Here is an 11,876-nt window from a genome sequence, read left to right on the forward strand (position 1 = left end):
GTTTTTATTTTAATTTATAGAGTTTAAAATCTTTGAATTCACTTTGAACCGCTTGATAATTTTCAGCTAAAAGTTGCTCAACTTCTGTCCAAAGAGATGTTTTGGTATTCACTACAATCATCTTTGGTTGATTATCTCGTAGATCATTTACAAGTTTAGTACGATTTGTATCAAGTCCTGTATGCAATCTAGGCGAAAGCAACTGACTAGCAGACAAGCGTTCGCTAGCTTTATAGCTACTTGTCAGATTATCCCAAACATAGATACGATCTGTAGCTTGCGTTTCCCCTTTGACTTTAGTTTCGATGGCTGTACGTTCTTGATATAGTTCAGCATGAAGTAAATATCGTGATACTACAGGTGCTAAGAATAGGTAAGCAAGAGCTAAAATTGGTAGATAGATATTTCCTTTTACAAAAGCTCCCCACACCGAAGTTTCTCCTCTAGATCGTCTACGGCGATTCGCTCCTTCCGCTTTCTCTGTTGGAATTCGTGTCAGCAAAAGAAGCGATAAGAAAGGAAGGAACTCAATCATACGACTACCATGGATAAGATCTGTAGAAAAAATCTCTAAAATTAATACCAAAATGACAGCTATTGAAGCAGAGATTGATAAGACTGACTGTTTCAATGGTTTAGATTGGAAGAGACCTGTAAATGCTAGCATCAATGCTCCAAGAGCAATTGCTAACAATCCATAAAAGAGGATATTGTCGAGTAATCCCGAGTTAGACGTAAAGTTTAAACTATCTAATGGATAAAGGATTTGACTAATGGCATTTCCGAAACTGCCTTTATAAGCTGTGTAGTATCCAATTGGATAAAAGAAGATTGAAAAACCAAGGCCCGCTGCAAAAAATTGATAGAGACCATGATTCAAGTTATTGCGACCAACATTAAAAGCTGTTAGAGCAAAAAACAAAACAAATCCATACAAAGCTGTGACCACGGGCGCAAAGAAAAATGCTAGAGCCAAGCTAGCTCCAATCCGGATAAATCCTTTGTCATGACTTGGTTCTGACAAATAATCTGTTACTAAACTCAAGGCATAGAACAAGAATGGAAGGGCTAGAATAGTTGCATATCCCCCACCAAAACTAAGAGCACTAGCCAGGACATAAAAGACCGTCAACACTTGTTGCGATTGCTTGTTTTGTTCCGTCAGATTGTAAGCCGAACGGAAAAGAAAGAATCCGGCACCTACTAAGGCCAACCAATTAAAAACAGCAAACAAAATACTGCCCTTGGTTAAATACTGTAAAAAGTAATAGAGGAGCCCACTAGTCCCAAAATAATCTGTGTAAATAGCTCCGCTCTGATGCATAGCCCATCCAATATAAAAATCTTGAGACTGCTCCGGACTTATTAACCCTAAGAAGAAGGGTAAAATTACGGACACAAGCACCACTAGAGTACTCAAAAAGAGGATATTCAAAAATGGTAAGCGGGCAGGCTGACGAGTTTCAACCTCGAGTTGCTCCTCATTTTCTACTGGAGCATCCTGACTTCCCATCCAAGTTGGAGTTGGTTCGTCTTCTAATCTGCCATATACGTTCATTCGCTCTCTCCTATATTTTAATTTGTTCTAGTATATCAAAAAGTCTAGTTCTTGTCAGCCTTTGGCGGACGTTCGCTCAACTTTTCAGACAAGGTAACAAAGCGTTCAATCTCATAAAAACGATGATATGAAACTCTTTTATAGCGGTCTAAAAAATTTTTTTCTTCTACTGTCAGCATAGTCATTTCTCCTTTTCTCTTAATTCGAAAAATGAAGAAAAAACTAAAAAAAGCTGAATTTTCATTAGAGAATTCAGCTTTTTATTTTTAGTCAGCTTTCTTTTCTAAGTTTTTAGAAATGCTTCGATTTTTACCTTCTAAATACACCATAAGAATAGAAATATCTGCTGGGTTTACTCCTGAAATACGGCTAGCTTGGCCGATGGTTTCTGGATTGATGAGCTTAAACTTCTGACGAGCTTCCGTCGCGATAGAGTCAATATCATCCCAGTCAATATTCGCTGGAATCCGTTTTTCTTCCATGCGTTTCATCTTGGCAACCTGATCCATGGCTTTTGAGATATAGCCTTCGTACTTGATTTCTGTTTCAATCAATTCGATAATCTTGTCATCTAACTCTTCAGCAGCAGGTCCGATGAAGGCCACCACATCTTGGTAAGAGACTTCTGGGCGACGAAGGAATTCCTTGGCTGTCACCGCATCTGTCAATGGCTTGAAGCCCATCTCCTCAACCTTAGCATTTGTTTCCTTGACTGGCTTGAGTTTGATGCTGTCTAAACGCTTCATTTCATTTTCAAATTGATTTTTCTTGATTTCAAAACGAGCCCAACGTTCATCGTCAACAAGCCCAATCTCGCGCCCCATCTCAGTCAAACGCATATCGGCATTGTCATGACGGAGGATGAGTCGGTATTCTGCACGACTGGTCAAGAGACGGTAAGGTTCAATGGTCCCCTTGGTCACCAAGTCATCAATCATCACTCCGATATAACCGTCACTGCGCTTCAAAATTAACTCAGGCTTGCCTTGGATTTTCAGCGCTGCGTTGATACCCGCGATAATCCCTTGACCAGCTGCCTCTTCGTAACCAGATGTACCATTTGTTTGACCAGCTGTGAAAAGTCCTGAGATTTTCTTGGTTTCTAGAGTTGCACGCAACTGATGAGGCAAAACCATGTCATACTCAATGGCATAACCTGTACGCATCATCTCTGCATTTTCCAAACCTTTGATAGAATGAACCAAGTCACGTTGGACATCCTCAGGAAGACTGGTTGAGAGACCTTGCACATAAACTTCTTCTGTGTTTCGTCCTTCTGGTTCTAGGAAGAGTTGGTGGCGTTCCTTGTCTGCAAAACGCACAATCTTGTCCTCAATCGACGGACAGTAACGAGGTCCCACTCCCTTAACCACACCTGTAAACATAGGCGCACGATGGAGGTTGTTTTGGATAATCTCATGACTGGTACCATTGGTGTAGGTCAACCAGCACGGTACTTGGTCTTTGACATAATCTTCATCACGTGAAGTGTAAGAGAAGTGATTTGGCGCCTCGTCCCCCGGCTGAATCTCTGTCACATCATAGTTGATAGAGGAAGCCTTGACGCGCGGTGGAGTTCCTGTCTTGAAACGACCGATTTCAAGTCCAAGTTCCTTGAGATTATTAGCTAGATTAATAGAAGCTAGACTGTGGTTTGGCCCTGATGAGTACTTGAGATCTCCGATGATGATTTCCCCACGGAGGGCTGTCCCTGTGGTTACGATAACGGCCTTGGCAGCATACTCTTGATGGGTAGCTGTACGAACACCGACAACCTTGCCATCTTCCACCAAAATCTCATCAATCATTGTTTGACGAAGGGTTAGATTTTCTTGATTTTCAACCGTCTTGCGCATTTCCTTAGAGTAAAGTTCCTTATCAGCCTGCGCACGAAGGGCACGGACAGCTGGTCCCTTCCCAGTGTTAAGCATCTTCATCTGGATGTAACTCTTGTCAATGGTCTTAGCCATCTCCCCACCAAGGGCATCCACTTCACGAACGACAATCCCCTTGGCAGAACCACCAATAGATGGATTACATGGCATGAAAGCCAACATTTCAATGTTGATGGTCGCAAGCAAGACCTTGCAACCCATACGGCTCGCAGCTAGGGAAGCTTCGACCCCCGCATGTCCCGCACCGATTACAATAATATCGTATTCTTCCGTAAAATTATAAGTCATTTTCTCTCCTATTCCTCAAAATGAATGTGTCTTAGTTGGCCGTCCCAAGCTGGTAGGGCTGTTTTTAAAAAGGCTGGAACTAGTTGGAAATCCTCAAGCTTGTCCAAGTCAATCCACTCACAGGGCTGCCTTTTCTCATCTTCCTGCATGGTCAATGGGGCATCCTCAAGCTTGTCCACCAGATAATGAAACTCAATGTTGTGATAGGAAACACCGTCCTCTTCAAAACGATTTTCAACCACAAAAGCTAGCTGTCTAGCCTCAGCTTTGACACCCAATTCTTCCCTCACTTCACGGACTACCGCGTCTTCCGTGCTTTCATTGACTTGAATCGCACCGCCAATGGTGTAATACTTGCCCTTATCTTTGGTGACTAGGAGCTTGCCATTTTGAAGAATCAAAGCTGTCGCCCGAACGCCAAAAACTGTGTTCCCCACCTTTGTCCGAAAGTCTTGCTGAGTCATTCTTGTCCTTTCCCTTAAACGACACAAAAACAGTCAAAACTCGTAAGAAGTGCAGGACAAAAAAGCCTGCAACATCCATGAGCTTTGACCATCATTTCTATTGCTTTTATTATTGTAGCAAATTGAGAACATTTGTCAATCTAAATGTACTGACAAACTTGTCCATTGCGGTAGGCATTGTCAATCAAGCCACCACCAAGACACTCTTCGCCATCGTAAAAGACAACTGCCTGTCCTGGTGTAATGGCGCGCTGAGGTTCTGCAAAGATGACTTCAGCCTTATCTCCTTTGACATGGACGGTCACCTTAGAATCAGGCTGACGATAGCGGAATTTAGCCGTGCATTCTAACGTAAATTCCTCTGGCATATCACGAGTAAAGTGGACCTGACTGGCTTCTAAGCTAGTTGACATAAGCGAGTCATGGTAGAATCCTTGACCTACATAGAGAATATTCTGACTCAGATCTTTTCCAACAACGAACCAAGGGGCATTGTCCCCACCGTGTTGCCCGCCGATACCGAGTCCGCCACGCTGACCGATCGTATAGTACATCAGACCAGCATGCTCACCCATATCGCGACCATCCACAGTCATCATTCGACCAGGCTGAGCTGGTAAGTAGTTGCTGAGAAATTCTTTAAAGTTCTTTTCTCCAATAAAGCAAATCCCTGTTGAATCTTTCTTCTTAGCAGTCGCAAGGCCTGCTTCTTCTGCTAGTTTGCGAACTTCAGGCTTTTCCAAATGTCCCAATGGGAACATGGTCTTTTGTAATTGTTCTTGTGAAAGTTGACTGAGGAAATAGGTCTGATCCTTGCCATTGTCCACGCCACGAAGCATGTGAACGATGCCATCCTCATCACGCGCCACTCGGGCATAGTGCCCAGTCGCTACATAATCTGCTCCCAAGGTCATCGCATAGTCCAAAAAGGCCTTAAACTTGATTTCCTTGTTACACATAACGTCTGGATTTGGCGTGCGTCCTGCACGGTATTCCGCTAGGAAATACTCAAAAACGCGGTCCCAGTACTCTTTTTCAAAATTGACAGAGTAGTAAGGAATGCCAAGTTGGTCTGCCACTGCAGCCACATCCTTGTAATCTTCGGTCGCCGTACAGACGCCGTTTTCATCTGTGTCATCCCAGTTCTTCATGAAGATACCAATCACATCGTAGCCCTGCTCCTTGAGCAAGAGAGCCGTCACCGACGAATCAACACCACCACTCATCCCCACGACAACACGTGTTTTAGAGTTATCACTCATGGTAGTTCTCCCATCTATTCGTTTATTCACGATTGAAGGTCGTGTTTGCTATCACGATTGAAGGTCGTTTGAGCAGTTTTCATTATAACATGCTTGGTTATAGAAGACAAGGAAGATGCTGACAAACCTAGCCACCTCTTTTATAAATACATGAAGATAGGATACAAAAGAAATCAATCCATTCCCAAATCTCTATTCTCTTTAAAAACTTATTTTTAAAATCAACTAAAAATGATATACTTTAATAAGGAGGAATGCGCACATGATTCCATATATACACCATCATCCATGTGCGTAGAACTAATGTGAACAACTACAAAGATATTCTAAAATCAAAAAATACTATTTTTATTATTACACTTATTGCAGGTATTGGACTTTTGACAGGCTTAGTCCTCCATCAAGAAAAAATCCAAACAGAGAGAGGGAACGTTGCTCTCATCAAACAACAAAAAAATCAACAAGATGTCGAGCAAGTAAAAAACGCTATTAAAGACTTCAATATTGATTCTGAAACCATTATAGAAGATTGGAAAAAAATTCAAGAATTAAAACCAACTACTGATGAAGGCAAAAAGACATTAGCAGACTTTCTCGCTTCTACTGCCGATAAAGTCACAAATCATTATAGTGAAAAAGCTTTGAAATTAGATATAAAGGATTCTGATAGCCAGTTTCAAGATAAACAAACACTTGAGACAGCCATCACTTCCTTACAAAAAATACTAGACATCATTAAAAACATTAATTCTGCCAGCGACCAAGCTGCTCTTGAAGAAAAGATAAAACCAATTCAAGAACTAATCTCTAAATTCCAAAAACAAGTTGAAGTCTTGACCAAAAAAGAAGAAGAAAAAACTACCCAAACAGAAACGACTACTAGAGATGCCGGACTAGAAGCCAGCCGTTCAGAAGATAGTAGCTATATTCAAAGCTATCCAGAAACAAATGGAAGCATATCTAATTCCCAAGCACCTGCAACGGACCAATACTCAACTGATAGTGCTAGCAGGGGAGGAGATAATGGCGCTAATACAGGAGGTCAAACTGCTGATTCTTCCGGTTCTCAAGCAGAGTCTAATAGCGATACAACCCGTTCGTCTAACTAATAATCTAGATGGCGAAATCCCATAAACTTGTAAGCCCTCAACACCAATGTTTATAATGATCTCTCATCAAATATAAACACACAAAAAGAGCCTTAAACGGCTCTTTTTTAGGGCTCTATGATATTGGTAGCAGGTTAATTCCCTATAGATATTATGGAGCCAATTATTGATAAAAACTTTAGTCATCTTTGTCTCTATAAAAATATTTTCTATACACCCTTGATAATATCAAAAGTAATGCCCATATCGTACTAAGAGCTATAATAATAGAATTTATTGGATTTATTTCAGTATGTCCAATCACTAGTCCAATTATTGGACTAGTAGACATGCTTAGATATAATAAAAATGACAAAATATGATGTTGCTGCTGAATCTCTCAACTCTTTATCTTTACAATGGTGATAAGTTACTTTGCAAGCAGCTTTGCTACACTCTCTTGGAGGAAGCAAAAATAAGCAGACAGTATGACACACTTGCGTTTTCCTATATTCGTATAGGCATTTGTACTAATGATGCTCAGTTGATACAAAATGGACTCTCCTTAGCTAAGCTAGTAGAAGATGAACACTTACTAACAGAACTAGAGCGAGAAGTCGATATCTTTGTAAACAAAAAAGAAAGTCATTGAGACTTCCTTTTCTATATCTTCTTAATACCAACCGTTGTTAAGCCAGAAGTTCTTAGCAACTGTCCATGAACCGTAACGTCCTGCAACATAAGCGTCTGCTACACGTTCTTGGTTTTCAGCTGAGTAGTCGCCGTTCAAGTAAGAATCTGTCAATTGGTAACGTCCAATGTAACGTCCGTTTGTCGCTGTGTAGCTACCGCCTGATTCTTTTTGAGCGATCCATTCTTTCGCTTCTGCTTCAGATCCACTTACAGTTGCAGCTGGAGCTGAGTAGCTTTCTGCTGCTGCAGGTGCTGAAGCTGGAGCTTCGTAAGTTTCTTCATATGTAGTTTCTTCTACAACAGTTTCAGCAACTGCTGGAGTTTCTTCAACTTCTGCTACAGGAGCTTCTGTTGTTGTAGTTTCAGCAACTGGAGCTGTCCCATCAATAACCAATACTTGGTCAATAAAGATAAGGTCAACATTTTTAATGTTGTTCAATTTAGCTAATTTTTCAACTGTTGTGTTGTAAGTCTCAGCAATTTCTGAAAGAGTATCTCCAGGTTTAACTGTATAAGTTTTTGTTTCTTGTGCAAAAGTAAGTGATGGTGCAAGGAAAGCAAGTACAACTGCAAATCCTGCAAGTTTAGTCTTAATGTTTAATTTCATTTAAAAAAGTTCTCCTTTTTTCTTATACTACCATGATACCTTTCTAATGTTACTATTTGTTAACGAATTTGTGTAGAAATGTTACAAAACTGTGATTTATTTACTTAAAAAAGCCACTTTTTGTTACAAAACCCTTGTTATAAAAGCTTTTTAATCTTTTTATATATTTCAGAAAGTAATTAAGCACTTACATCTAATCTTTGCTATAATAGAAGTAAGAATCTTTTTAAGGGGAAACAGATGCAATCACTTCGTTTTCAATCTGTCTTTGATATCATTGGACCAGTCATGATTGGGCCATCTAGTAGTCACACGGCAGGAGCTGTTCGTATCGGTAAAATCGTTTCATCTATCTTTGATGATACTCCAACGGAGGTTGAATTCCAGCTTTTTAACTCTTTTGCAAAAACCTATCGTGGACACGGGACAGACCTTGCCCTTGTAGCTGGTATTTTGGGAATGGATACGGATGATCCTGAAATTCCAAATAGTTTAGAAATCGCCCATAAGCGTGGCATTAAAATCGTATGGACCATCCAAAAGGACAGTAATGCTCCCCACCCAAATACTACGAAAATCACTGTTAAGAACGATCGTAAGACTATCAGCGTAACAGGAATTTCAATCGGCGGTGGAAATATCCAGGTAACAGAATTAAATGGTTTTGCCGTATCTCTCAACATGAACACCCCTACCATCATCATCGTCCATCAGGATGTTCCAGGTATGATTGCTCATGTGACAGAAGCTCTTTCTCGCTTTGGCATCAACATCGCCCAAATGAATGTAACTCGAGAAAAAGCTGGCGAGAAAGCAATCATGATTATTGAAGTTGATAGTCGTAATTGTGAAGAATCTATCGAAGAGATTCGGAAAATTCCTCATTTACACAATGTCAATTTCTTTCAATAGGAGAAAATATGTTTTACTCTATCAAAGAATTAGTCGAACAAGCCGAACTTGATTTCCAAGGAAATGTTGCTGAGCTCATGATTAGGACTGAGTATGAGCTAACTGGTCGTGAGCGTGAGGAAGTTCTCCTCCTCATGGAACGTAACCTCGAAGTCATGAAAGCTTCCGTCGAGCTTGGTCTCAGCGAAAAGAAATCTCGTAGCGGTTTGACAGGTGGTGACGCTGCCAAGCTCGACCACTACATCAAAAAAGGAAAGACCTTATCAGACTTCACTGTCTTGTCTGCCGCCCGTAACGCCATTGCCGTTAATGAGCACAATGCCAAGATGGGCCTTGTGTGTGCGACACCAACCGCAGGTAGCGCAGGTTGTCTTCCTGCAGTTCTCACATCTGCTATTCAAAAGTTAGATTTAAGTCATGAACAACAACTAGATTTTCTCTTTGCTGCTGGTGCTTTTGGGCTCGTCATTGCTAATAACGCTTCTATCTCGGGAGCTGAAGGAGGCTGTCAAGCCGAAGTTGGATCCGCCTCTGCCATGAGTGCCGCCGCCCTAACTCTAGCTGCAGGTGGAACTCCTTATCAAGCGAGTCAGGCTATCGCCTTCGTTATCAAAAATATGCTCGGTCTTATCTGCGATCCCGTTGCAGGTTTGGTTGAAGTCCCATGTGTTAAGCGTAATGCCATGGGAGCAAGCTTCGCCTTCATCGCAGCTGATATGGCTTTAGCTGGTATTGAATCAAAAATCCCAGTTGACGAAGTCATTGATGCCATGTACCAAGTAGGCTCTAGCCTCCCAACTGCCTTTCGTGAAACTGCCGAAGGTGGTCTCGCAGCCACACCGACAGGCCGTCGCCTTCAAAAAGAAATCTTCGGCGAATAATTTCAAGATTACTAGGAGAATCAATGTCATCCCTATCAGCCATCTTTTTCGACTTAGATGGAACCCTTGTGGACAGCTCGATCGGTATTCACAATGGCTTCACCTATACTTTTGAACAATTGGGAGTCCCTAGTCCAGACGCAAAAACCATCCGTGGTTTTATGGGGCCGCCATTGGAAACTAGTTTCGCTAGTTGCTTACCAACTGAGCAGATTGAGCTAGCTATCCAGCTTTATCGTTCCTACTATAAGGATAAGGGAGTTTACGAAGCTAAGCTCTTTCCACAAATCATGGAACTACTCACTGAACTAGCCCAACAATATCCTCTCTATATCACGACAACAAAAAATACTCCGACAGCAGTCCATATGACAGCTAATTTTGAAATCGATCATTTCTTTGACGGCATCTATGGTTCAAGTCCTCAAGCAGTGCACAAGGCAGACGTCATTCGCCAAGCTTTGGCAACTCATAAATTGGACCCCGAAAAAGTAGTCCTTATCGGAGATACTAAGTTTGATATGATTGGCGCCCAAGAAACTGGCATAAAAAAACTAGCTGTTACTTGGGGATTTGGTGAAGAAGAAGAGTTGATGAGCTACCAACCTGACTGGGTTGCACATCAGCCAGCTGACATTTTACGTCAACTACAATAGAAGATTTTAAAAAAACACTCCAATTTTATTGGAGTGTTTTTAACTAGTGATTACTTCGGTCTGCCATTTATTAGCCAGACACTTCCTTGCTTGGCATTGCAAGTAGGATTAACAGGGTAACACCTTCTAGCGAAAGCACAGGAAGAAAGATAAAACCACTTAAGATAGCTAGCAATGGAATCAATTCAAAAAAAATGAAAGCCCAATGAAAGCCAGCGTCGCGTAAACGACGGACTCTTAGAGCTAGGCTAGGAATAAATAACACCATAAACAAAATGATATAAAGACTTAAGATGGCTACGCCTGAAATTGGGTCTACTTCTTTTCCGTCATTCAAAATCATTTGAAAATAGATAATATAAAGTGGGATACAAAAAACATTATTCATCAACCAAACCCACCAAAAATCCGGACGCGTTGAACGGCCTGTGAAATCTAAAAACCCTTTAAAGAAATTTTTATAAGCGTTAATCATAGGATACTCCTAATTATATGTTAAACAAGACATGAGAACTACCAGACAAGATTCAACCGTAAAACAAAAATCTCTTAGTTCTTATCTGATTCTTCGAATGGTGTATCTTCGATGGCTTCTTCATTTTTGACTGCTTGAGATTCACTATAGTTTACCACTTCAGTTTCTTTTGTCGGCATAGCATGTAAAATCAAAAGGGCAATCTCTCCCATAGGGGCGAAGCGAAGGAAGATAAAGGCCCAGTGGAATCCGGCATCACGCAAACGACGAACTGATAAAGCTAAAGTCGGTACTAAGATAGCTAGGTAGAAAATTGCATAAATAATGACAACTAAACCCAAAACCATAAAAGTAGATTCGCTCACTGAATCGTCTATTGAATCCATCACGATACTAAGAAATACAGTGTAGAAATAGATAATCCAGAAAGGAATAGAAAGGATAAAGTTTCCTAACCAAACCCACCAGTAATCCGAGCGCGTCGAACGACCAGTGAACTCTGCATAATTCTTAAAAAAATTCTTATACGCGTTAATCATATGATACTCCCAACTTTTATTTTATCGGTAGAGACTAAACTGTACAGTTATAGAACACTCCCAAATCTAGTAAAAGACCTGGGAGTGTTAGCAAATTATTCGACAAGCCTGAAAATTCTTCGTCCTTGTAGTATTCTTCAGATAGTTGAACTTATAATGTTTCCTTTGTCGGCATAGCTAACAAGACTAGTAAAGCAAATCCTCCAATCATTGGGATAAAGCCAACGAAAATGAGTGCCCAATGGAAACCAGCGTCACGGAGACGACGAACTGTCAACGCAAGCCAAGGCAAGAAAAGTGCCAGACCAAAAATCATGTAGATAATAGAAAGACCACCCAAGGCAAGAAAAGCACCCTCGCTTCCTTCGCTAAATATAGCATTAAAGTATGCTGAATAAAGAGGGATAAGAAGTAGTATGTTTGTTAACCAAACCCACCAATACTCTGAACGTGTTGAACGGCCTTCAAAATCTACATAACCTTTAAAGAAACTTTTATATGCGTTAATCATAAGTTACTCCCTAATTTTTTTATTTACTATAGTTTATCATATCTGTT

14 protein-coding genes are annotated in these 11,876 nt (G+C 40.8%); 4 read left to right on the forward strand and 10 right to left on the reverse strand.

Annotation, left to right across the window (positions count from 1 at the left end):
* Positions 1–4: 4 nt before the first annotated feature.
* From QM923_RS07995 to mnmA, 5 genes are all read right to left on the reverse strand, one after another.
* Complete coding sequence (locus QM923_RS07995; RefSeq protein ID WP_414291473.1) at positions 5–1,558, reverse strand: damage-inducible protein CinA; 1,554 nt, start codon at positions 1,556–1,558, stop codon at positions 5–7.
* Between the two features lie 44 nt (positions 1,559–1,602).
* Positions 1,603–1,737: a hypothetical protein gene (locus QM923_RS08000; protein WP_024054483.1), complete on the reverse strand. Its 135-nt coding sequence runs from the start codon at positions 1,735–1,737 to the stop codon at positions 1,603–1,605.
* Positions 1,738–1,824: 87 nt separating this feature from the next.
* A complete protein-coding gene (gene mnmG, locus QM923_RS08005; RefSeq protein WP_414291474.1) occupies positions 1,825–3,741 on the reverse strand; it encodes a tRNA uridine-5-carboxymethylaminomethyl(34) synthesis enzyme MnmG in 1,917 nt (638 codons plus the stop codon).
* An 8-nt stretch (positions 3,742–3,749) separates the two neighbouring features.
* The gene (locus tag QM923_RS08010) at positions 3,750–4,205 is read right to left on the reverse strand and encodes an NUDIX hydrolase (RefSeq protein WP_414291475.1); all 456 of its coding nucleotides are present in this window, start codon (positions 4,203–4,205) and stop codon (positions 3,750–3,752) included.
* A gap of 140 nt (positions 4,206–4,345) precedes the next feature.
* Positions 4,346–5,467, reverse strand: coding sequence for a tRNA 2-thiouridine(34) synthase MnmA (mnmA, locus tag QM923_RS08015; RefSeq protein ID WP_414291476.1), 1,122 nt, complete (start codon positions 5,465–5,467; stop codon positions 4,346–4,348).
* A gap of 305 nt (positions 5,468–5,772) precedes the next feature.
* Between mnmA and QM923_RS08020 the strand changes: the two genes are divergently transcribed.
* Entirely contained in the window at positions 5,773–6,576 is an 804-nt protein-coding gene (locus QM923_RS08020) for a hypothetical protein (protein ID WP_414291549.1), read from the forward strand.
* A 178-nt stretch (positions 6,577–6,754) separates the two neighbouring features.
* Here the strand turns inward: QM923_RS08020 and QM923_RS08025 are convergent, their stop codons facing one another.
* Positions 6,755–6,952 carry a hypothetical protein gene (locus QM923_RS08025; protein ID WP_414291550.1) on the reverse strand — a complete coding sequence of 66 codons (198 nt, stop codon included), beginning with the start codon at positions 6,950–6,952 and terminating at the stop codon, positions 6,755–6,757.
* 276 nt (positions 6,953–7,228) lie between these two features.
* Complete coding sequence (apf, locus tag QM923_RS08030; protein WP_414291477.1) at positions 7,229–7,855, reverse strand: aggregation-promoting factor; 627 nt, start codon at positions 7,853–7,855, stop codon at positions 7,229–7,231.
* 240 nt (positions 7,856–8,095) lie between these two features.
* On the opposite strand from apf, the gene sdaAB reads away from it, so the two are divergent.
* Genes sdaAB through QM923_RS08045 form a run of 3 tightly spaced genes read left to right on the forward strand, consistent with a single transcriptional unit; the run spans position 8,096 to position 10,304 of the window.
* Positions 8,096–8,767: an L-serine ammonia-lyase, iron-sulfur-dependent subunit beta gene (sdaAB, locus tag QM923_RS08035; protein WP_004251057.1), complete on the forward strand. Its 672-nt coding sequence runs from the start codon at positions 8,096–8,098 to the stop codon at positions 8,765–8,767.
* An 8-nt stretch (positions 8,768–8,775) separates the two neighbouring features.
* Entirely contained in the window at positions 8,776–9,648 is an 873-nt protein-coding gene (sdaAA, locus tag QM923_RS08040) for an L-serine ammonia-lyase, iron-sulfur-dependent, subunit alpha (RefSeq protein WP_414291478.1), read from the forward strand.
* 23 nt (positions 9,649–9,671) lie between these two features.
* The gene (locus QM923_RS08045) at positions 9,672–10,304 is read left to right on the forward strand and encodes an HAD hydrolase-like protein (protein ID WP_414291479.1); all 633 of its coding nucleotides are present in this window, start codon (positions 9,672–9,674) and stop codon (positions 10,302–10,304) included.
* Between the two features lie 70 nt (positions 10,305–10,374).
* Here the strand turns inward: QM923_RS08045 and QM923_RS08050 are convergent, their stop codons facing one another.
* The 3 genes from QM923_RS08050 to QM923_RS08060 all read right to left on the reverse strand — a co-directional run bounded on the left by QM923_RS08050 (position 10,375) and on the right by QM923_RS08060 (position 11,829).
* Complete coding sequence (locus tag QM923_RS08050; RefSeq protein WP_414291480.1) at positions 10,375–10,779, reverse strand: DUF805 domain-containing protein; 405 nt, start codon at positions 10,777–10,779, stop codon at positions 10,375–10,377.
* A gap of 74 nt (positions 10,780–10,853) precedes the next feature.
* Positions 10,854–11,318 carry a DUF805 domain-containing protein gene (locus QM923_RS08055; RefSeq protein WP_414291481.1) on the reverse strand — a complete coding sequence of 155 codons (465 nt, stop codon included), beginning with the start codon at positions 11,316–11,318 and terminating at the stop codon, positions 10,854–10,856.
* A 151-nt stretch (positions 11,319–11,469) separates the two neighbouring features.
* Positions 11,470–11,829 carry a DUF805 domain-containing protein gene (locus QM923_RS08060; RefSeq protein WP_414291482.1) on the reverse strand — a complete coding sequence of 120 codons (360 nt, stop codon included), beginning with the start codon at positions 11,827–11,829 and terminating at the stop codon, positions 11,470–11,472.
* Between the last annotated feature and the right edge of the window lie 47 nt (positions 11,830–11,876).

Source organism: Streptococcus infantis, assembly GCF_047463275.1.
Lineage (GTDB): Bacteria > Bacillota > Bacilli > Lactobacillales > Streptococcaceae > Streptococcus > Streptococcus infantis_AF.

What these genes read in the sequence shown, in the direction of transcription:
- QM923_RS07995 (WP_414291473.1), bottom strand. Translation starts at nt 1,558, where the DNA reads ATGAACGTATATGGCAGATTAGAAGACGAACCAACTCCAACTTGGATG.
- QM923_RS08000 (WP_024054483.1), bottom strand. Translation starts at nt 1,737, where the DNA reads ATGCTGACAGTAGAAGAAAAAAATTTTTTAGACCGCTATAAAAGAGTT.
- mnmG (WP_414291474.1), bottom strand. Translation starts at nt 3,741, where the DNA reads ATGACTTATAATTTTACGGAAGAATACGATATTATTGTAATCGGTGCG.
- QM923_RS08010 (WP_414291475.1), bottom strand. Translation starts at nt 4,205, where the DNA reads ATGACTCAGCAAGACTTTCGGACAAAGGTGGGGAACACAGTTTTTGGC.
- mnmA (WP_414291476.1), bottom strand. Translation starts at nt 5,467, where the DNA reads ATGAGTGATAACTCTAAAACACGTGTTGTCGTGGGGATGAGTGGTGGT.
- apf (WP_414291477.1), bottom strand. Translation starts at nt 7,855, where the DNA reads ATGAAATTAAACATTAAGACTAAACTTGCAGGATTTGCAGTTGTACTT.
- sdaAB (WP_004251057.1), top strand. Translation starts at nt 8,096, where the DNA reads ATGCAATCACTTCGTTTTCAATCTGTCTTTGATATCATTGGACCAGTC.
- sdaAA (WP_414291478.1), top strand. Translation starts at nt 8,776, where the DNA reads ATGTTTTACTCTATCAAAGAATTAGTCGAACAAGCCGAACTTGATTTC.
- QM923_RS08045 (WP_414291479.1), top strand. Translation starts at nt 9,672, where the DNA reads ATGTCATCCCTATCAGCCATCTTTTTCGACTTAGATGGAACCCTTGTG.
- QM923_RS08050 (WP_414291480.1), bottom strand. Translation starts at nt 10,779, where the DNA reads ATGATTAACGCTTATAAAAATTTCTTTAAAGGGTTTTTAGATTTCACA.
- QM923_RS08055 (WP_414291481.1), bottom strand. Translation starts at nt 11,318, where the DNA reads ATGATTAACGCGTATAAGAATTTTTTTAAGAATTATGCAGAGTTCACT.
- QM923_RS08060 (WP_414291482.1), bottom strand. Translation starts at nt 11,829, where the DNA reads ATGATTAACGCATATAAAAGTTTCTTTAAAGGTTATGTAGATTTTGAA.